This is a genomic window from Pseudarthrobacter sp. YAF2, from assembly GCF_052113345.1.
Classification (GTDB): domain Bacteria; phylum Actinomycetota; class Actinomycetes; order Actinomycetales; family Micrococcaceae; genus Arthrobacter.
Window position 1 is genome coordinate 57,306 of sequence record NZ_JBFRDA010000011.1, and the last position, 20,002, is coordinate 77,307.

A 20,002-nucleotide genomic window follows, 5' to 3' on the forward strand; every position below is an offset into this window, starting at 1 on the left:
GGCAGCATTTAGTGCGGGCTGGCTTGTAAGGGATGCGGCGTCAGCAGCCGAGCAGCCAGTCCGACGCGGCCTTGCGGTAGCGGCTGATGCCTTTGTACTCGGCCATGTCCTCGGGGAGTTCAGCCAGGACGCGGCCCAGGCGATCACGCCAAGCCGGCACTTGGGCTATGTCCGATAGGGGCAGGAGGTGGGTGCGGACCAGGAATAGAACCGCCCCGGAGTGGGGGAGGCGGACGAGGTGTTGGACTTCCACACGAAGGTGGAGCCGCTCAGGCATGGTGGGGTCGGCTGACACAGTGCTTCGGTCGCTGGCCCATTCCGGGTAGGTTTCGGTGGAAGTGTCCAGTCGCCGGTCAACAGTCATTGTCCAGTTGGTTCTGCGGTAGTTCTCTCCGGGCTGGAGACGCATGAGGAACTGCTGGGCCCGCGCCACGATTTGCTCCTCATGAACGCGTGGGACGGGGCCATGGACTTCCAGGAATTTCATTCCCACGTCAAAACCCAGGGACCAATCTGCAGCGAAGGTGACCACGCCGGCGTCAAGCCAGAGAGCGTCCTCCCGCTGGTCAAGGAGCACGATGTCGTCCTGTACCTGGCTGCCAAGGAACCGAAGGGGACCCTTGGGCAAGGTTGCGTCGTCTCCATAAGTGAATTCCAGTTCAAGGTCCTGCAGCATGTTCCGCCAAGTACAGGCGTTTCCATCCCTTGTGAAGGAGAAGCTTTCCGGATGTTCCTTGGCCAGGAGCGGGAGCAGGGTGGCGATGGCATCCCATACGGCGAACCGCATGTGGGGCAGCACGTGGGCGCGGGATGGATCCCGGTTCAATACCTCCTCGCGCTCCCTTAGTTCCTCCAGGTAATGTCCGTCGATGTCCAGGATGCCGGCTCCCCACGTACCGGCCTCCGTCTGCACCGGGTTGGCGGCAGGTTCCACGTTGGTGCTGTACCTGTAGCTGTCCGCAGGAAAAGGGAAAGGAAACCGGGCGATTCGCGCCGGAAGGACGGCAGTCCCACGATCTGCCTCGATGACGTCGGTACTCACAGGTCCAACTCCAATTCTTGGTCAAAGCTGCGCGAGACGCAGCACATGATGGTGGTATTTGCGGCTTTTTCCGCCTCTGTCAGGAAGAGATCCCGGTGTTCCGGTGCGCCTCTCAGCACCGAAAGGGAGCACTCGCCACATACACCCTTGCGGCACATGTTGCGCACGTTTTTTCCTGTTTTTTCGAGTGCCTCCAGCAGCGAAACTCCCCCCGGGACCTCCAGGCTGATGCCGCTGCGGGCCAGGCGCACCGTGAAGGGTGTGCCCGGATCCAGTTCTGTGCCTCCGAATGGTTCCGAGTGCAGGCGGCTCTTCGGCCAACCTTGCTCCAACGCCGCCTCCAAAACGGTGTCCATGAAGGCGGCCGGGCCGCACACGTAAAGATGTGTACCTATCTGCTGGTTGCTGAGTTTTTCCCGTAATTCCTCACGGAAGACGTGGCGATCAGTGCATTCCCTCAGCGCAGGCCCAAGCAGCTCCCGGGCCTCGGCCACGTGTGCCCCCGCCCGCGGGCGGTAGGCGTAGAGCAGTGTTGCGGCCACGTTTTTTTCGGCTGCGGCCCGTGCATGCGAAAGCATGGGTGTGATACCGATTCCTGCCGCAATCAGGAGGTGGTGCGTTGCTGTCGCCACGGGCGGAAAGGCGCTGCGCGGCCGGGAAACGCGGACCCGGTCGCCCACCGCAAGGCCGTGCATCGCCAAAGAGCCGCCTGAACCGCCCTCAACCCTGAGTACAGAGATGGTGTATTCAAAGGGTGTGCTGCCGGAACCGGTCAGTGAGTAGGCGTTCGCGCCGCCCCCATACTGGACCACAAGGTGGCTTCCAGGAACATAACGGGGCAGCGGCGCGCCGGCCGGATCTTTGAAAGTGATGCTGGTGATCGAATCCGTTTGAATGCTGACAGCAGCGACTTCCAGGTGGAGGCCCTGCTGAACTGCCGGGTGGACACCGGCTTCAAGCGCCGTCGTGGTCATGCTGACTCCTCGGCGTGGGCTGCGAATCCGAGGTATGCCGCTTTTCGCCGCGAAAAGTGGCCGGAGATTACCAGGGTGGTGGAGCAGCCCTGGCAATGAACCTCCGACCCCGGCCCTTGAAGGGACGGAGTCTTTGTATGGCAATGTCCGCAAAACACAACCGATATCCCCGCTCCCTTGCCCAGCAGCCTCATCTCCTCCTCTACGAGCCCGCACTCCGCCGCGACCGCGGCAGCTGCCTGGATATCGGCTGTCGGCCCGGCGAGCACGAGCCGCATCCCCACATACGTCGATGCAAGCACCGACCTCAATTGCCTGAGGCTTTCGTGATCAGCTGACGTGAAGTGAAGGTCCTGCTGCGGCAGCCCATCCGGGTTTTCAGGCGCAAGGGACTCTGCCTGTCCAAAGGACACGCAAATGACGCCGCGGAAGCCGTGCACCGGGCCAGCCACGGCCGAGGGATTCACGTATGCGGGTTTCATTGACGTCCTACGGTGCGAAGGAGCGGTGACCGGTGTAGAAACCCAGAGCGTAATCCGGGGTCTCGAACTTCACCGTGGTGCCCTTGGGAAAGAACAGAACGTCACGTTCCTTCGCCCGCACAACGTCGCCGGTTGCCTGGTCGGTGAGGATGAACTCGCCCTGAACGACGACCTTCATTTCGTCATACGTGTACTCGTAAACAAGTGGCTCGGAGACTCTGAGTTCGAAGAAGCCGGCGCTTATGGCGGAGCCGCCGGGGTTGGAGAACGAATCGCCAATCGCGGCGTCGACGCCGGGTTCATTCATCGAGGGAAGGCCGATGAAACCGCCTTCTACTTTCTGGATTGATCCAGCCTTCGTGATGGTACCTGTCAGTGCTTCCACGGTTCCTCCAATTGATAGTGGGATGAAACGATGATTCACCACAGTGAACGGGCGTGGGTTTCCGGGCGGTTAAGTTGCTGTTGCCATCGGTCGCTGCAGACGACATCCAGAGTTAACAAACCGGGTCATCATTTGAAACATGCTTTTGACTACTCTGGTTCAACAAGGTTTCATAAGAAGCAACAGCAACCGAACAGGATAGTTTCGATGACAAGTCTCGCAACCCCTGAAGTACAGGCGACGGCGCCCGTGGCAGCGGACGCCGGCCGGATTTCCCTGGCGGATATTGCCGAAGCCCACGGCGTCCGCTTCCTGCTGGCCACCTTCGTGGACATGACGGGGAAGCCCTGCGCCAAGCTGGTCCCGGTTGAAGCCGCCGATGAACTGGAAAACGGCGCGATGGGTTTCGCCGGTTACGCCGCGGGCCTGATGGGCCAGAAGCCGCAGGACTCGGACCTGATCGCCATCCCGGATCTCGCGTCCTTCACGCCGGTGCCCTTCATCAAGGAGGGCCTGGCCATCATCCACTGCGACCCGCATGTTGACGGGAAGCCCTGGCCCTACGCCCCGCGCGTGGTCCTGAAGAACACCCTCGCCCGCCTGGCGGAGAAGGGCATGCAGGCAAAGGTGGGTGCCGAGGTCGAATATTTCCTGGTGACAAAGAACGACGACGGGACGCTGAGTACCGCCGACGACAAGGACGATTCGCCCCGCCCCTGCTACGATGCCCGCGGCGTCACCCGCATGTACGACCACCTCACCTCCATTTCCGATGCCATGAACAGCCTGGGATGGGGCAACTACGCCAACGACCACGAGGACGCCGCCGGCCAGTTCGAGCAGAACTTCAACTATGCGGACGCCCTCACCACGGCTGACCGGGTGGTGTCCCTCCGCTACATCCTGAACATCCTGGCCGGGCAGCGCGGCATGACCGCCACGTTTATGCCCAAGCCCTTCACTGACCGCACCGGCACCGGCCTGCACTTCCACCTGTCCCTGTGGTCGGATGCGGAGGCACTGTTTCCCGCCGAGGGAGCGGACGGCGGCCGCGGCCTTGGGCTTTCCGGCCTCGCCTACTCCTTCATCGCCGGCATCCTGGACCACGCCCCCGCGCTGCAGGCCTTCCTCGCGCCCACCGTGAACTCCTACAAGCGGACCGGCGCCACCACCAGCTCCTCCGGCGCCACCTGGTCGCCCCGCAAGGCATCCTTCGGCGGCAATGACCGCACCCACATGATCCGGGTGCCGGACAACAAGCGGATCGAGCTCCGTTCCGGGGACGGCTCGGCCAATCCGTACCTCGCCATCGCCACGGCCATCGCCGCCGGGCTGGACGGCGTGGAGAAGTCCCTCGATCCGGGCCAGCCGTCCGGGCCGGGGGAGTCCAAACCCGACGCGCATCTTCTCCCGTCCACCCTGCTCCACGCCGTGGAAGCGCTGCGGAAGGACCCCGTGATCCTGGCCAGCCTCAGCGGCGACCCCGCCATTGGCAGCTACTACGCAGACGCCAAGGAAGAGGAGTTCCTCAGCTGGCACAACCAGGTCAGCGACTGGGAAATCCGCACCTATTTGACCTCTATCTAGCCGCCCCTATCTGACCCACTACCCACCCAGCAAAGGACCACCATGTGCGGAATCGCCGCGCTGCAGCTGCGCAACCCCTCGCTGCATCCCCAGATGGGCAGCCTGCTGTCCTCGATGCTCTGCCAGATCGTTGACCGCGGACCGGACTCCGCCGGCCTCGCCGTCTACAACACCCCCGGCCTCGTTTCCCCCGGGACGTCCACGCTGAGCCTCCTGGGCAAGGACCAGGGAATGACGACGGCGGCCATCACCGCAGGCGTGGCCGCGCTCCTTCCCTCCGATGCAGCAGCAGCCGCGCGGGTGGTGGGCGATACCACGCTGGTGAGTGCCGCCGTCGGGACTGACCTGCTGGTGAAAGCAGTCAGCGAAACCCTGCCCGACGCCACCATCATCGGACGCGGCGAGCACGTCGCCGTGATGAAGAGCGTCGGCCACCCCATGGAGATCGCCGCCGAGCATGGACTCGAAGCCATGGCCGGAAGCCAGGGCCTGTCCCACACCCGGATGGCCACCGAATCCGCTGTCACCGCGGGCGGTTCGCACCCCTTCTCCGTCGCCGACGACCTGTGCCTGGTCCACAACGGCTCCTTCTCCAACCACGCCACCGTCCGCCGCGACCTGAAACGCGAAGGGGTGGTGTTCGACTCCGAAAACGACACCGAAGTGGGCGCCCGTTACGTCGCCTCCCGGCTGAAGCAGGGCGACACCCTGGAAGAAGCGCTGGTGAACCTGGGCAAGGTCCTGGACGGCTTCTACACCCTGGTGGTCACCACGGCGGACAGCATGGCCGTGGTCCGCGACCCCATCGCCTGCAAGCCGGCCATCATCGCCGAGACGGATGACTACGTGGCCATGGCCTCCGAATACCGCGCCCTGGCCGGCCTGCCCGGCATCAACAACGCCCGCATCTTTGAACCGGAACCCGGAAAGGTTTACACATGGTCACTCTGACAGCCCCCGAAGCCCCCACCGTTGACGCGCTGAACGAAACCACGGTTGACCTGGCCGCCAGCACCGTCCGTGAACTCAACCAGGCCATCCACAACGCCGTTGACCGGCAGTCCTGGACCGTCACCAACCCCGGCGGCAAGCACAGCCTGGCCGTGGGTATCAACGCCGACATCACGGTGACCATCGAAGGCCACGCCGGGTACTACGCGGCCGGGATGCACCAAAAAGGCGACGTGACCATCAACGGCAATGCCGGCGTCGGACTGGCCGAGAACATCATGTCCGGCAGGGTGCACGCCACCGGTGACGCCTCGCAGTCCGCGGCGGCCACCGGCCACGGCGGCCTGGTGGTCATCGACGGGAACGCCGGGGCACGCTGTGGAATCTCCATGAAGGGTGTGGACATCGTGGTGGGCGGCAACATCGGCCACATGTCCGCGTTCATGGCCCAGGCCGGCCGCCTGGTGGTCTGCGGCGATGCCGGGGACGCGCTGGGCGACTCCATCTACGAGGCGCGCCTTTACGTCAAGGGCACCGTGGCTTCCCTCGGCGCCGACTGCATCGAAAAGCCGCTGCGCGAAGAGCACCTTGCCGAACTCGCGGAACTGCTCGCCGCCGCCGGTCGCACCGACAACCCGGCCGACTTCAAGCGCTACGGCTCAGCCCGGAACCTTTACCACTTCCACGTCGACAACTCGACGTCGTACTAGGAGCCCCCATGACCATCACCTCAGTACCGCTCCCCGCTGAAGCACCAACTGCGGCACCCGCGCAGGATCTGGCTGAATTGGGTCTGCGCGAGTCCGCCACCTTTGACCGTGCCACCATCGCCGACATCCAGCGCGCGGCCGACACCGGCGTCTACGACATCCGCGGCTGGGGCGCCAAGCGCAAGGTCCCGCATTTTGACGACCTGCTCTTCCTGGGCGCCTCCATGTCCCGCTACCCGCTGGAGGGTTACCGCGAAAAGTGCGATACCGACGTCGTCCTCGGCGACCGCCACGCCACGCGGCCGCTGCACCTGCAGACACCGGTGACCATCGCCGGCATGAGCTTCGGCGCACTGTCCGCCAACGCGAAGGAAGCACTCGGCCGCGGCGCTTCCGAGGTGGGAACCTCCACCACCACGGGCGACGGCGGCATGACGCCTGAAGAGCGCGGCCAGTCCAAGCACCTCGTGTACCAGTACCTGCCGTCCCGGTACGGCATGAACCCGGACGACCTGCGCAAGGCCGACGCCATCGAGATCGTGCTGGGCCAGGGCGCCAAGCCCGGCGGAGGCGGCATGCTCCTGGGCCAGAAAATCACCGAACGGGTCGCGGGAATGCGCACCCTGCCCGTGGGCATCGACCAGCGCTCGGCCAGCCGGCACCCTGACTGGACCGGCCCGGACGACCTGGAAATCAAGATTGGTGAACTCCGCGAAATCACCGACTGGAAGACCCCCATCTACGTCAAGATCGGCGCCTCCCGCCCGTACTATGACACGGCACTCGCGGTGAAGTCCGGCGCCGACGTGGTGGTGGTGGACGGCATGCAGGGCGGAACCGCCGCCACGCAGCAGGTGTTCATCGAAAACGTCGGCATCCCCACGCTCGCCGCCATCCCGCAGGCCGTCCAGGCACTGCAGGAACTCGGCGTCCACCGCAAGGTCCAACTCATCGTCTCCGGCGGCATCCGCACGGGCGCCGACGTGGCCAAAGCCATGGCCCTGGGCGCGGACGCCGTCGCCATCGGAACCGCCGCCCTGATCGCACTCGGCGACAACGATCCCCGCTACGCCGCGGAATACTCGGCTCTGGGCTCCGCCGCCGGGTTCTACGACGACTTCCAGGACGGCCGCGACCCCGCCGGCATCACCACCCAGGATCCGGAACTCTCGTCCCGGCTCGACCCGGTAGCCGCAGGCAAACGCCTGGCCAACTACCTCCGCGTCCTCACCATGGAAGCCCAGACCATCGCCCGGGCCTGCGGAAAGTCCCACCTGCACAACCTGGAGCCGGAAGACCTGGTGGCTCTGACCATCGAGGCCTCCGCCATGGCGCGGGTGCCGCTGGCCGGCACCAGCTGGATCCCCGGAGTCCAGGGGAGCTTCTGATGCCTGACCCGTCAGATTACGTGGTAGTGGGCGCCGGCCTGGCCGGCGCCGCCACTGCCTGGCAGCTCGCCGTCCGCGGCCACCAGGTCACGCTCTTGGAACGCGACGTCCCGGCGGCGCATGACGGCAGCTCCCACGGGTCCGCCCGGATCTTCCGCTACGCCTACCCGGACCCGTTCTACACCCGCGCCGTGCTGGAATCGAAAGCACTCTGGGACGGCCTGGCCCTGGACGCTGGAACGGAGCTGATCACCCCGTTCGGCGCCGTGGACTACGGCCCGGAACGCGATCCACGGCGCCTTGCCTCGGTGCTGGGCGGCGAAGGAATCGAGCACCAACTGCTCTCGGTCGCCGAAGCCCGGAACCTCTGGCCGCAGATCGCCTTCGACACCGAGGTGCTCTGGCATCCCGGAGCTGGAGTCATCGACGCCGAGACCACCGTGAACGCGATGGTGGAGCTCGCCGTCCGGAACGGGGCCCGGGTCCTCACCGGCTGGAACGTCGTCCGCGTGGAAACACGGGGCGCCGGCTACCGGGTGCACTCGGCAGCAGGCAGCACCATCGACGCCGGCAACATCGTCGTCAGCGCAGGCGGCTGGCTGCCACAGCTGCTGGAATCGCTGCCGCTCCCGGCGGGCTTCCTGGCCGGACTGCCCGAATTCACCGTGCGGCAGGAGCAGGCATTCCACTTCCGGTACAAAGACACTGCCGACTTCCCGGCCGGCGCCTGGCCCACCTTCATCCACAAGGCAGCCGGCATCCAGGCCTACGGGTTGCCCGGCGGACGGGACGCCGGGTTTGCCGGGCAGAAAGTGGCGGAGTACAACGGCGGACCGCGCATCCCGTCGGCAGCCGGCCAGACGGGCACGGTGGACCCGGCCAACCGCGCCCGCATGACGGATTACGTCCGCCGGTACCTTCCCGGCCTGGACCCTGAGCCGTACGCCGAAACCACCTGCCTGTTCACCAACACCCCCACCGAGGACTTCCTGATCGACCGGGCGGGTAACCTCACCCTCGTCTCGCCCTGCTCCGGACACGGGGCCAAGTTCGCGCCGCTGATCGGCCAGTGGGCGGCCGACCTGGCCACCGGCGCCGGGACTGTTCCGGACAGGTTCCGCAGCGCCACCTCCCCAGCCCTGACCACATAGAACGGACACCTGTGAGCCTTTCCCAGACAGCACCTGCGCCGGCTGCCGTACCCGGTGCAGCTGCCGGCGCCCCCACGGTGGCCGGCCTCCTCAAGGACATTTCCGGCGTGGGCCGCGACAACACCCGCGGGGGCTACTCACGCCCGGTGTTCTCCACCGCCGAGACCGACCTGAGGGCCTGGTTCATCGAACAGGCCGGCCGGCGCGGCCTCGACGTCCAGACGGACTCCAACGGGATCATATGGGCTTGGTGGGACACGGCAACGGGAGTGCGGAAGGACGCCGTCGCCACCGGCAGCCACCTCGATTCCGTTCCCGGCGGCGGTGAGTACGACGGGCCGCTCGGGGTCGCGTCGGCCCTGGTCGCCGTCGACCTCCTCAAAGCCCGCAACTTCCGGCCGCGGCGGCCCCTGGCCCTGACGGTCTTCCCGGAGGAGGAGGGCTCGCGGTTCGGCGTCGCCTGCCTGGGCTCGCGGCTCCTGACCGGCGAACTGGACCCGGACAAGGCACGCAACCTCAAGGACCCGGACGGCAACACGTATGCCGACGTGGCCGCAGCGAACGGCCAGGACCCGCGGTTCATCGGCGCAGACTACAAGGCCCTGCAGCGGCTCGGAATGTTCGTTGAGCTCCACGTGGAGCAGGGGAGGGGGCTGATCGACCTCAACCAGCCCGTGGCCATCGGATCGTCCATCCTGGGCCACGGCCGCTGGAAGCTGAGTATCACGGGGGAGGGGAACCATGCCGGCACTACCCTCATGAAGGACCGCAAGGACCCCATGATCGCCGCCGCGCAGGTGATGGTTTCCATCCGGGATACCGCCCGCAAATACCGTGACGCCCGGGCCACCGTGGGGAGGATGCAACCCGTCCCCGGCGGCACCAATGTCATCGCCTCCCGGGTGGACCTGTGGATCGACGTCCGCCACCCGGAGGACTCCGTCACGGCCGCACTGGTGGAGGCGATCGGGCTGAACGCCCAGGTCCTCGCCGCGGAGGAAGGCTGCACAGCCAGCCTGGGCATGGAATCGCTGAGCCCCACAGTGCATTTCGACGGCGGCCTGCGGGACCGGCTGCAGGAGCTGCTGCCTGCCGCCCCGGTGCTGGACACCGGCGCCGGGCACGACGCCGGGGTGCTCGCGGCGCACCTGCCCACCGCCATGCTGTTCGTCCGTAACCCCACGGGCGTCTCGCATTCGCCGGACGAACTGGTGGAGGACGGGGACGCCGAAGCCGGCGCACTTGCCCTCGCGGACTCACTGGCCGGGCTGTTGGGCGAGGCACGCGGGATTGGCTTGGACCGGCGTCGTACTCCGTGCCTCCCGCGGCCCGCCTAAGATGGCAGACATGACCGAAAAGGCACGTCGGCAGGCCTGTCGTCAGCTGAACTTGCCGCCCGTACCGGCCTGTCCAAGGCCATGATCTCGCGAGCGGAAACCGGCCACCACCTCCTGCTCGCTGACCACGCTGCAGAGGCTGGCGGACGGGCTGAAGGTTCCCGTGACCGCGCTGTTCCGCGGCGCCGACACCGACCGGGACGCCACCTTCACCAAGAGCGGCCCGGGCAGCCTCACCGTCATGGCTCCTACGAGTACGCCATGGAGCCGGGGGACTCGCTGCTGCTCGACGGCGAAGGCCCCCACGGTCCGCTGGAACTGCTGGACTTACCTATCCAGTTCCTGCCGGTTTCCGCCAAATAGCGCCGCCCGCTACCGACGGCTCCTGCAGTAACTCCTGCGCGCCGCGGGACACCTGAAACTCGCTTGTGGATGACCGAAACGATCATTTAACACATCGGAAACCCACCCAAAAATTGCCGCCATACAGTTGGAACCAGACGGCAACAGCCGCCCCTCCGCTGAACGTGGTTTCTCCGTCCACGTCCCTCCGCAGAGCGGCTCTGACGGCAAATAACCGTTCTCTCTTCGCATCACGAAAGGGGTTTCCCCATGGATTCGGGAAATGTCGCTTGGATTTTGGCCAGCTCGGCGCTGGTGTGCATGATGATCCCCGCCCTGGCCCTGTTTTACGGGGGCATGGTGGGGTCGCGCCGCATTCTCAACATGATGATGATGTGCTTTGGCGGCGCCAGCCTGGTGGCCGTCCTCTGGGCACTGTTCGGTTACTCCATGGCCTTCGGCAACTCCGTGGGCGGCCTGGGCCTGATCGGTGACGTCACCGAGTTCCCCGGCATGGGGCAGCTGCTGGCCAAGGATGATTCGGCGTCAATCCCGGTCATCCTGTTTGCCGCATTCCAGCTGTTCTTCGCCTGCGTCACCACCGCACTGGTTGCGGGGGCTGCCGCCGGGCGCATGAAGTTCGGCGCCTGGATGGTGTTCGCCGGGATCTGGGCCACTGTGGTCTACTTCCCCATCGCCCACTGGGTGTTCGCCTTCGACTCGGCAGACGGCAGCACGATGGGCGGCTGGATCGCCAACGGCATCAAAGCCATCGACTTCGCGGGCGGCACCGCTGTGCACATGAACGCCGGCGCCGCCGCCCTGGCCCTGGCCCTGGTCCTGGGCAAGAGCTCCGGGTGGCCGAAAATGGAACACACGAAGCCGCACAGCCGCCCGCTGGTCCTGGTGGGCGCAGGCCTGCTGTGGGTGGGCTGGTTCGGCTTCAACGCCGGCTCCGCACTCGCCGCCGGCCAGTCCGCGGCCGTGGTCTTCCTTAACACGGCCGTCGCCGCTTCGGCCGGCCTGCTGGCGTGGGCCCTCGTGGAGCGGGTCCGCCACGGCGCCGCCACCAGCATGGGCGCCGCGTCGGGCCTGATCGCGGCGCTGGTGGCCATTACCCCGGCGTGTGGCGCGGTGAGCCCGCTGGGTGCACTGGCCATCGGTGCCATCGCGGGGGCCGTCTGCTCGCTGGCTATCGAATGGAAGTTCCGTCTGGGCTTCGACGATTCGCTCGACGTCGTAGGCGTCCACCTCGTCGGCGGCATCCTGGGCACCCTGCTGATTGGCCTTTTCGCCACGGACAAGGCCCCGAACGGCGTCAGCGGCCTGTTCTACGGCGGCGGCTTCGACCTGCTGGGCGTCCAGGCGATCGCCACCGTCAGCGTCCTGGCCTACTCGTTCGGCATCACCTGGCTCCTGGCCAAGATCCTGGACAAGGCCATGGGCGGCCTGCGCATCAAGCCCGAGGATGAACTGCGCGGCATCGACCTCGCGGCGCACTCCGAGCTTGCCTACCTGACGGATGAGGACCCGGTGGAACTGGGCTCGCCGCAGCGGGTCTAACGTCGGCAACGCGCCGGCGCGCCGCCTGCTGGGGGCGGTGTCCGGTGGACGCTTCCGTGTCACGGGTCCCAGCGCACGAGTCAGGGCCAAACCTTGGACCGGTGCCGGCAGCCGCCGGCTTATAGTTCCAGGGTTTGGCCCTTCGTCGTGCCTACTGTTCCGTGCAGGCCAGGGTTCCGCCGGATCCAGTGTCCGGTGCCGTCCACCGAGCGGTACACCGCCTGGCCGCGCCATTCATCCACGATCATCCAGTAGTTGCCGCCGAGCCGGACGTTTATCTAACGTTTCGGATCCGCTGCGCATATACCTTGGCGCGCCGGATATGCGGGGTGCGCCAGGGAATCCGCGCAGCGAGACTGAATTCAACCGTCGAAAACTGCAGTACACGCGTCGAAAGCGGCCGCTAATCCTTGAACAACCCCGCCAGGTCCTCCGCCGTGATGGCTCCGCCGGCCAAGGCGTCACCCTCCATCACGTCCGCGAACAGCTGGGACTTCCGGGTCTTCAGGGCCATGACCTTCTCTTCGATCGTGTCCTTGGCCACGAGCCGGTACACCATCACGTTGCGGGCCTGCCCGATCCGGTGTGTCCGGTCCACGGCCTGCGCCTCGGAGGCAGGGTTCCACCAGGGATCGAGCAGGAAGACGTAGTCCGCCTCGGTGAGGTTGAGCCCGAACCCGCCGGCCTTGAGCGAAATCAGGAACACCGGGGCGCTGCCGTTCTTGAATTCGCTGACGACGTCGGCACGGTTCCGGGTGCCGCCGTCGAGGTAGCAGTACTCGATTTCTTCCTCGTCCAGCCTTTCCCGGACCTTCCCCAGGAATCCGGTGAACTGGCTGAAAATCAGGGCCCGGTGCCCCTCGGCCACCAGGTCATCCAGCTGCTCGAACAGCACATCCAGCTTGCTGGAGCGAACGGCGGAGAGCGCAGGGTCCACCAGGGTTACGTCCAGGCTCAGCTGCCGCAGCAGCGTCAAGGACTGGAAGATGGTGAAGCGGTTTTTGTTGACGTCCTCGATCAGTCCCAGGATCTTTTGCCGCTCGCGCTGCAGGTGCGTCTGGTACACCTTCTGGTGCCGCGGGTTGAGTACCACTTCCAGGACCTGTTCCTGCTTGGGCGGCAGGTCCTTGATCACCTGGTCCTTGGTGCGCCGCATCATCAGCGGCCGGACCCTGCGCCGGAGCTTCTCGAGCTGCCCCTTGTCGCCGTTCTTTTCCACCGGCTTCTGGTAGTACTCGGCGAAGCGCTTGGGGCTGGAGAACAGGCCGGGAGCCACAATGGACGTCAGCGCCCAGAACTCCATCAAGTTGTTCTCCAACGGGGTGCCGGTGATGGCCAGCTTGAATGCTGCCGGCAGCTTCCGCGCACACTGGTAGGCCTTGGACTGGTGGTTCTTCACGAACTGCGCCTCATCCAGGACCAGCCCGGCCCAAGTGCGGGAGGCGTAGGCCTCGTAGTCGATCCGGAACAAAGCGTACGAGGTGATGACGACGTCGGCCGCGCCGAGAGCCTCGGCCACGTCCTGGCCGCTCTTCCCGAACGTCTCGCCGACCGTGCGCACGGTCAGGCCGGGGGCGAAGCGCGCGGCCTCGAGGGCCCAGTTGCCCACCACGCTGGTGGGTGCCACCACCAGGAACGGCGCGACGGCGGCCTGCCTGGTTTCGACCGCCGCGGCACCGGTGTTCCCTGACGGGAGCCCTGGATCCCCGGACGCAAGCCCATGGTCCTTCGCGGCGCACATCAGTGCCAGCGCCTGCACGGTTTTGCCCAGGCCCATATCGTCGGCCAGCACGCCTCCCAGGCCGTGTTTGTAGAGGAAGCTGAGCCAGTTGTAGCCCTCCAGCTGGTACGGTCGCAGCTCGGCGTTCAGGGATGCGGGCAGCGGCAGCCCGTCCACGCCACCTTCCAGGAGTCCGCCCACGGCCGATCGCCAGGCGGCTGCCTGCTGGTCCACGATGCCCAGCTGCGCCAGCTCGTCCCAGAGCCCTGCCTGGAAGCGGCTGATCTGCAACGGCGCATCCTTGTTGTCCTGCAGCGAACGGGCTTCCTCGATCAGTGCCCGCAGCTGGTGCAGTTCCGGCAGGTCGAGCGAGAAGTAGGCGCCGCTGGGCAGCAGCATCTTGGTCTGCCCCGAGGCGAGCGCTGAGAACACGGCCGCGAAGGAGACGGGCTGGCCTTCCAGGGAAATCTGGATGCCCAGGTCGAACCAGTCCCGCTGCTCGGTGGCCTTGGTGGAGATGGACACCACGGGTGCTTCCTCGGCTTCGCGGTAGTCGGCGATCTCACCCACGGTTTCCACGTCCACGTCCGGTGCTTCCCGCAGCCGGGGCAGCACTTCCTCGGTGAACGCCAGCGTATCCAGGCCCTTGAGCTCCACCGACGCCGCCAGGCGCGGCGTGCCCCAGCCGTCCGTGGCGGACTCGCCCAGGGCTGCCACCGTATCCCAGGGCTGGCCGATACCTTCCAGGATGCGGGACTCGGCGGTGTCGTCCCGGTAGCCCTGATCGCCCGGGTGCCGCCACAGCGGCTGCGCCGTGACCAGTTTCCCGGTGCGGTAATGCCACTCCCAGTGCAGCCGCACCCGGTGGTCCGCCCCGTAATTGGCCAGCAGGGACAGGGTGGGAACGGCCAGCTCGGGAAGCTCGACGGACTCGTCCCGCGCAGTGACCCGGGCGGTCTGCTTGAGCTTCGGGTAGAAACCCGTGAGGAACCGGGACTCGTCCTTGGCCGGAATGTGGAGCGTGCTTCCTGCCGTGACGAACGCCAGGAGCTCCTCGCTCAGCCCGTTCTCCAGCGGCGCCAGCGTAATGGCGCCGTCCGGATCCGGAACACCCGGCAGCGCGGCCTCACCGGACGTGAAGAAGAGGCCGTGCGCGGGCCGGCCGATGGTGCCCACCGCCGCCGGATCAACCTCTTCCCCCGCCACGGTGATAGTGGGAGACAACTCCAGCCCGGCGTCGGACACCGCAGTGCTGGAACCTGCGGTGCTGGAACCTGCTGTCCCCGGCCCGCCAGTTCCGGACGCAACGGGTTCGGAAGCCGCATTGGACCCGGCGGAATCCGCCGCGGGAGGCCCGCCCGCCGGGGCCCCGAACCTGCTCAGGGAAAGCCCGACGGCGGCGGGGGCCTCCGCGACCCGGACCGGCTCAGTGCCGCGCGAGTGGACCAGGGCAAGCCCGATCTTTCGAGCATCGGAGAGCAGGCTCCACAGGTTCTTCCCGGCGTAGGAGTTCAGGCCCAGCCACAGGCCGGATGAATTGTGCATCCGGCTGGCTGACGTGGAGTGCCCGGCCAGGAACTCCTGCATCCACTCCACGTGCGCCTGGTTCGATTCCCGCCGGAAGCTCAGGTAGCTCAGGGTGTTCCAGGAAACGTCCCCGCGGATCCATTTACCCTTGGCGCCCATGATGACGGGCCGGACCTTGAGCTGACGCACGCCGCGCACCGGGTCGCGGCGGCCGGTGTAGGAGAAGTGCGGCGGCGGTTCCTCCACCTCGAACTGCAGCGCCAGCGGAACACCGCTGGTGGAAGGGCCGGCGCCGGGCTGGGAAATCAGCGGGCTGAGGGCTTTTTCCCAGTCCGAGAGGGCCGCGGACGGAGCGCGGGACACCTGCGTGGACGTGGACGGCGTCAGCAGCTGCATGCGAATGGCCGGGTTGTCCTCCGCCGCGAAAAGCAGGGCCGCCACATGCTTGCAGTCCTTGCGGACGGGGCAGCTGCAGACTCCTACGGTGCAGCTCCAGCCGCCTGCCTTGCGGACCAGCTTGGCGGTGGTGGAGTACGGAACTTCCGTCCCACCCCGGACCTTGCCCAGCATGAGCCCGGTGCCGGCGTCGAACGACATGCCCGAGACCCTGCTGGCCATGGCATACGCCAGCCCGGCCGCGAGGGAGCGGTCGTTGATGGCGGGTGTCTGTATTGCCAGTGCCGCACTTTCGTCCGGTTGGGATGGCATGGTGCGCGCTACTTTCAGCAGGCCACGGCGGAGCCGGGTCCGGTGGGTGGTTATCTGATCCATCTTAGTTCGCCTGGCAGCAGGCCCATGTCCCGCCTCCTGTCCGGGCCGCCTCGAAAACTTCGCTTGACGTTCACTTCCTCCTCGACGCTGCCGTGAACTGGCCCCCGTAGCGTGAAAAGCGTCCGGAGCACCACCATCCCAGCAGCGAGGATTTCCATGATCACCACGCCACAGCCCGTCGTCCTGACCAGCAGCAGCATCGAAGCGAGCGATGAGGAGACGGTGCAGGCCAACGTCACCGTCATCGACGCCATGCACACTGCCCTGCTCCACACCGAGGAGATGTCACCGGTGGCGGTCCGCAGCTACTACGTCGATTTCTACCTGACTCAGGCGCTGGAAGGCGGCTTCGCGCAGTACGCCTTCCTGGCCCTTGACCGTGCCGCTACGGACACGCTCATCCGCGAGGGCATGGCGGGCATGGGCGCCACAGCACACCTTGAACTGTTCAACCGCGCCGTCGAATCCTACGACGCACTGTCCGAGGAGGACACGGAGCTTTACCTCGACGGCAGCGTCGATGACGACGGCGACGTTCCCGACGGCGTCCTCCGGATGGAGGAGCTGGACGGCGAGTTCGAAGAACTGCTGGAGCAGGAGAACATCACGGCCCTCAACGCCGGCTGGCTGCGGCGCCAGGCAGACCTCGTGGTGCTCGATGACGAGGAAGTCGGCCCGTACATCCAGGGCCTCGTTGCCCACATCCCGGACCTGCCCGAACGCCGTGCCCAGGCTGAAGCCGAAGCACTCGAGGATGCTCCGGACTTCGAAGTGATCATCCGCGAGCTGTGCGACATTGCCGGCTACGGGCTCACGAAGATCACCATGGGCGACCCCAACTACATTCACGACGGCGAAAAGACGCTGGCGTGGCATTTCAGTACTGACAACGGCGACTTCCTCATGGTGGAGGAGGAGGACGAGGCGTTCATGATCAACCCTGAGACCCAGGAAATCGTTGCGGCCGTGGAATTCGAGGACGCAGACCTGGTCGAGGCCTAGCAGCCCGGCCGGCCGCTCCGGTATTGGCGCGGCCCGCGGGACTTTTTGCACGGACTCGGGGCGGGGCGGGACAGCAGCGGATCAGCTGCCCCGCCCCTTCCCGCGATGTGGCCGAAAAAGAAAATACCAGGCACCCGTAACCTCCGCGCCGTCTCCGGCGATGTAGTCAGTGATGGGTCCGCCCGCCGGGCCCAATCGGACGTGTTGTCTAGGTTTGGAGAAGTTAAATGTCTGTGTTCACCGTGCTCGCCACCAGCAAAGTCGCCGCCGGAGTCCTGGCTGCAGGAACCCTGGCCGTTGGAGGAACCGGCGCCGCCGCCATCTCGGGCGTCCTGCCCACCCAGGCCCAGCAGACCGCCCACGAAGTCTTCGGCGCACCGGCCCCCAAGCTCGGCGCCGACGCCGCAGCCAACGGCCAGGCCACCCCGGCGCCGACCGCCACCGCCGCTGTTTCCGACGCCCTGAAGACCGCTGACGCTTCCGCGGACGCCAGCGCCAAGGCGTCCGGCACCGCTACGGCAAGCGACGAGAAGGTTTCCGCCAACACCACCGCCTCGGCAGCAGCCAAGACCGCTGTTGACGCTGCCGGTCCGGCTGCCTTCGGCCTCTGCACCGCCTTCGCCAATGGCGGACTGAACGCTTCCTCGCAGGCCTTCTCCTCCCTGTCCATCGCCGCCAGGGGTGACGCGAACATCAAGAGCTACTGCGCCGACGTCGTAGCCAAGGCCGACGTGGCCGCCAAGGCCGACGCCGCAGCCAAGGGTTCCGCATCGGTTGAGGCCGACAAGCCCCAGGTTCCGTCCGCACCTGCCGTGCCCGCTGTCCCCGCCGTTCCGGGCGCCGACGGCAACACCACCGTTCCCGCCGTTCCGGCCGTTCCCGCCGTTGGCGGCAACACCGCCCACGCTCCTTCAGTTTCGGTCCGCTAAGGCAGTTGGCTAGTCTGGATTGCGGCTGCGGCCGCAGTCCGGGCAGCCGGGCGGGGTGCGCTTGCCTGGGACAGCACCCCTGAACAACCCGCAACAAGGCAGCCGGAAAACCACGGGAACTGGCAGTCCGTACCGGAAACCGGGAAAAAGGCGAGAGCCGGATCCCGGGATGGAGGAGCCGCTGGTGCTAGACACTTTGGCCCAAGAAGAGTTCGACATATTCGACAACGCAGCCGGAACGGATCCGGCCGCGTTGTTCGCTGCTGCCTACAGAACTTTCGCCGGCCCGGTGCAGGGCTACCTCAAAGCACGCGGACTTGATGATCCCGAAGCCGTCACCCAGGACGTCTTCATGGCGTTCTTTCCCAGGATCGGCAACCTTACCGGCGGGCTGCAGGGCGCCAAGTCGCTGATCTTTTCCATCGCCCACGCCCGCATGGTGGACCACTACCGCCGGCTGGAGCGACGGCCACAGCTGACACCGTACGACCCCCAGCATGACGGCCGGACAACCCCGTCCGCGGAGGACCAGGCCGTTGAATTAACCGGCGGGGCCGCCGTCATGCTGGAAGGGCTCAGCGAAGAACACCAGGAGGTCCTGGCCCTTCGCGTCGTGGCGGACCTGTCCATCGAACAGGTGGCCGCCATTATGGGCAAGAGCGCCGGAGCCATCAAGCAGCTCCAGCGCCGGGCCCTGCAAAACCTTAAGGCACAAACGCTCAAGAGAAACCAGGCGAATCATGAGTGACACCGCAGGATCCCGCAACGACGGGGTGGTCGACCAGCTCCTGCTGGAGGCAGGCCTCGGCGACGACGGCCAGCTCCGTGACGCCCTGCTCGACCTGCGTTCGCTGGCAGCCGGGGCCCCGGAACCTTCAGCCGACATCGCCGCCTTGATGTCCGGGGCGTCCACTGGCGCCCCCGCCACCACGGTGCTTCCCGCCGCCGCACCCGCGGAAACATCGATGCTTCCCACCGGGAAACCGGCAGACGAACTGGCCGCCCGCCGCAAGGCCAAGCGCCGGATCACGCTCACCACGCTCTCCGTTGCCGCCTCCCTCGCGGCCGGCGGCGCCGTCGCCGCTGCCTCCGACCAGGGATTCCGTGACTCGTTCAGCCAGTTGAACCACGCGGTCACCTCCTTCGTGACCGGTTCCACCGCCGCCCCCGCAGGCAAGAAGGGCGGGGAAGCGCCGGTGCCCGGTCCCGCGGCGACGCGGCCCGCGGCCGCCAGCCCGGAGGCCGTTCCTGCGGCACCCGCAACCGCCCCGGCACCCGGCGGCGTGGCGTCGCCGTCCGCTGCTGTGCGGCCGGGCAGCACCCCCACCCATGGTTCGTCCGCTTCACCGGCCCAGAAGCCGGCCGGGGTGCCGGCGGAACCGTCACTGCCCACGGACGTCCCCGGGGATGTCCGGAAGGGCCTGGAGCAGGCGTCCAAACTGCCGGTTCCCGTTCCCACCGAAATCCCGCTCCCCGGTAAAGCGACGGACGCGCCCCAGAAGTAGGCCCTGGCCGCATTCGGACGTGAGGTCAGTAGGCCTGCCCCGCCGCCTTGGCCATGGCCCCTGACGGATCGGACAGGAACCACACGCCGCCGATGCCTTGGCCGAGGGTGTCACCGGGTTTGGTGTCCTTGGCGAAGTAGTACAGGGGCATGCCGTTCAGCGTCACCTGCTTCTTGCCGTCCGCGCCGGTGATGGTCCCCAACTTCCCGGTGATTCCCTCAGCAGTGGGTGTCCCGGACGTGGTGGTCAGCGGCGGCCATTGGACCAGGCAAGAGCCCGTGCACGCGCTGGTGCCGGAATCCTTTGTGTCCTTGGTGAAGAGATAGAGGCTCATTCCCTTTCCGTCCACCACAATGCTGCCCGCCGTTGAGGAGGACGCCGTCTTAAGCTCGACGGCGGCACCCGCCTGCGAGGATGACGCTGCGGAAGAAGCCGACGAGGTGGCGGCTGAGGTAGCCGCGGTGCCCGTGGCCGGACTGGTGGCGGCGGGTGAGGTGCCGGAGCTGCTGCCGCAACCGGTGAGGGCTGCGGCGAGGGCCAGGATGGCGAGGCCCGGCCCGGGATGGTGCTTCATGGTGTGCTCCCTTGGCTGGATTTTTTCTTGGTATGGCCCGGCGTCGGATGACCGGACGCTAA

The 20,002-nt window shown here is 66.6% G+C and carries 18 protein-coding genes; 11 read left to right on the top strand and 7 right to left on the bottom strand.

Features of this window, described 5'->3' with window-relative positions:
- Positions 1-40: 40 nt before the first annotated feature.
- The 4 genes from AB4Y79_RS12890 to AB4Y79_RS12905 are packed head-to-tail and all read right to left on the bottom strand — an operon-like array spanning position 41 to position 2,883.
- Complete coding sequence (locus AB4Y79_RS12890) at positions 41-1,042, bottom strand: heme-dependent oxidative N-demethylase family protein (protein ID WP_441862328.1); 1,002 nt, start codon at positions 1,040-1,042, stop codon at positions 41-43.
- Entirely contained in the window at positions 1,039-2,016 is a 978-nt protein-coding gene (locus AB4Y79_RS12895) for a PDR/VanB family oxidoreductase (protein ID WP_441862330.1), read from the bottom strand. Before AB4Y79_RS12895 ends, AB4Y79_RS12890 begins: the two co-directional genes overlap by 4 nt.
- Entirely contained in the window at positions 2,013-2,498 is a 486-nt protein-coding gene (locus tag AB4Y79_RS12900) for a dimethylamine monooxygenase subunit DmmA family protein (protein ID WP_441862332.1), read from the bottom strand. Before AB4Y79_RS12900 ends, AB4Y79_RS12895 begins: the two co-directional genes overlap by 4 nt.
- Positions 2,499-2,505: 7 nt before the next feature.
- The gene (locus tag AB4Y79_RS12905; protein ID WP_441862334.1) at positions 2,506-2,883 is read right to left on the bottom strand and encodes a cupin domain-containing protein; all 378 of its coding nucleotides are present in this window, start codon (positions 2,881-2,883) and stop codon (positions 2,506-2,508) included.
- A 207-nt stretch (positions 2,884-3,090) separates the two neighbouring features.
- Between AB4Y79_RS12905 and glnT the strand changes: the two genes are divergently transcribed.
- The 6 genes from glnT to AB4Y79_RS12935 are packed head-to-tail and all read left to right on the top strand — an operon-like array spanning position 3,091 to position 10,007.
- Positions 3,091-4,470 carry a type III glutamate--ammonia ligase gene (gene glnT, locus AB4Y79_RS12910; protein ID WP_441862336.1) on the top strand — a complete coding sequence of 460 codons (1,380 nt, stop codon included), beginning with the start codon at positions 3,091-3,093 and terminating at the stop codon, positions 4,468-4,470.
- A 42-nt stretch (positions 4,471-4,512) separates the two neighbouring features.
- Complete coding sequence (locus AB4Y79_RS12915) at positions 4,513-5,421, top strand: glutamine amidotransferase (protein WP_441862338.1); 909 nt, start codon at positions 4,513-4,515, stop codon at positions 5,419-5,421.
- Positions 5,409-6,131 (top strand): protein glxC, encoded by a 723-nt coding sequence (locus tag AB4Y79_RS12920; RefSeq protein WP_441862340.1) that lies wholly within the window; start codon positions 5,409-5,411, stop codon positions 6,129-6,131. The genes AB4Y79_RS12915 and AB4Y79_RS12920 overlap by 13 nt, the downstream gene beginning before the upstream one ends.
- An 8-nt stretch (positions 6,132-6,139) precedes the next feature.
- Positions 6,140-7,519, top strand: coding sequence for an FMN-binding glutamate synthase family protein (locus AB4Y79_RS12925; RefSeq protein ID WP_441862343.1), 1,380 nt, complete (start codon positions 6,140-6,142; stop codon positions 7,517-7,519).
- Complete coding sequence (locus AB4Y79_RS12930; protein WP_441862345.1) at positions 7,519-8,670, top strand: FAD-dependent oxidoreductase; 1,152 nt, start codon at positions 7,519-7,521, stop codon at positions 8,668-8,670. Before AB4Y79_RS12925 ends, AB4Y79_RS12930 begins: the two co-directional genes overlap by 1 nt.
- An 11-nt stretch (positions 8,671-8,681) precedes the next feature.
- A complete protein-coding gene (locus AB4Y79_RS12935; RefSeq protein WP_441862348.1) occupies positions 8,682-10,007 on the top strand; it encodes an allantoate amidohydrolase in 1,326 nt (441 codons plus the stop codon).
- A gap of 42 nt (positions 10,008-10,049) precedes the next feature.
- Here the strand turns inward: AB4Y79_RS12935 and AB4Y79_RS12940 are convergent, their stop codons facing one another.
- Positions 10,050-10,250, bottom strand: coding sequence for a hypothetical protein (locus AB4Y79_RS12940; protein WP_441862351.1), 201 nt, complete (start codon positions 10,248-10,250; stop codon positions 10,050-10,052).
- Positions 10,251-10,619: 369 nt separating this feature from the next.
- On the opposite strand from AB4Y79_RS12940, the gene AB4Y79_RS12945 reads away from it, so the two are divergent.
- Entirely contained in the window at positions 10,620-11,912 is a 1,293-nt protein-coding gene (locus AB4Y79_RS12945; protein ID WP_441862354.1) for an ammonium transporter, read from the top strand.
- Positions 11,913-12,315: 403 nt separating this feature from the next.
- Here the strand turns inward: AB4Y79_RS12945 and AB4Y79_RS12950 are convergent, their stop codons facing one another.
- A complete protein-coding gene (locus tag AB4Y79_RS12950; RefSeq protein ID WP_441862497.1) occupies positions 12,316-15,867 on the bottom strand; it encodes a DEAD/DEAH box helicase in 3,552 nt (1,183 codons plus the stop codon).
- A gap of 219 nt (positions 15,868-16,086) precedes the next feature.
- Here AB4Y79_RS12950 and AB4Y79_RS12955 point away from each other — a divergent pair, with 219 nt between their 5' ends.
- The 4 genes from AB4Y79_RS12955 to AB4Y79_RS12970 all read left to right on the top strand — a co-directional run bounded on the left by AB4Y79_RS12955 (position 16,087) and on the right by AB4Y79_RS12970 (position 19,366).
- Complete coding sequence (locus AB4Y79_RS12955) at positions 16,087-16,932, top strand: DMP19 family protein (protein WP_441862357.1); 846 nt, start codon at positions 16,087-16,089, stop codon at positions 16,930-16,932.
- A 227-nt stretch (positions 16,933-17,159) separates the two neighbouring features.
- Positions 17,160-17,861, top strand: coding sequence for a protein tyrosine phosphatase (locus AB4Y79_RS12960; protein ID WP_441862360.1), 702 nt, complete (start codon positions 17,160-17,162; stop codon positions 17,859-17,861).
- Positions 17,862-18,030: 169 nt separating this feature from the next.
- The gene (locus tag AB4Y79_RS12965; RefSeq protein ID WP_441862362.1) at positions 18,031-18,609 is read left to right on the top strand and encodes an RNA polymerase sigma factor; all 579 of its coding nucleotides are present in this window, start codon (positions 18,031-18,033) and stop codon (positions 18,607-18,609) included.
- Positions 18,602-19,366, top strand: a complete 765-nt coding sequence (locus AB4Y79_RS12970; protein ID WP_441862365.1) for a hypothetical protein — start codon at positions 18,602-18,604, stop codon at positions 19,364-19,366. The genes AB4Y79_RS12965 and AB4Y79_RS12970 overlap by 8 nt, the downstream gene beginning before the upstream one ends.
- Positions 19,367-19,391: 25 nt before the next feature.
- On the opposite strand, the gene AB4Y79_RS12975 is transcribed toward AB4Y79_RS12970, so the two are convergent.
- Positions 19,392-19,940, bottom strand: coding sequence for a COG4315 family predicted lipoprotein (locus tag AB4Y79_RS12975; RefSeq protein WP_441862368.1), 549 nt, complete (start codon positions 19,938-19,940; stop codon positions 19,392-19,394).
- Positions 19,941-20,002: the final 62 nt, after the last annotated feature.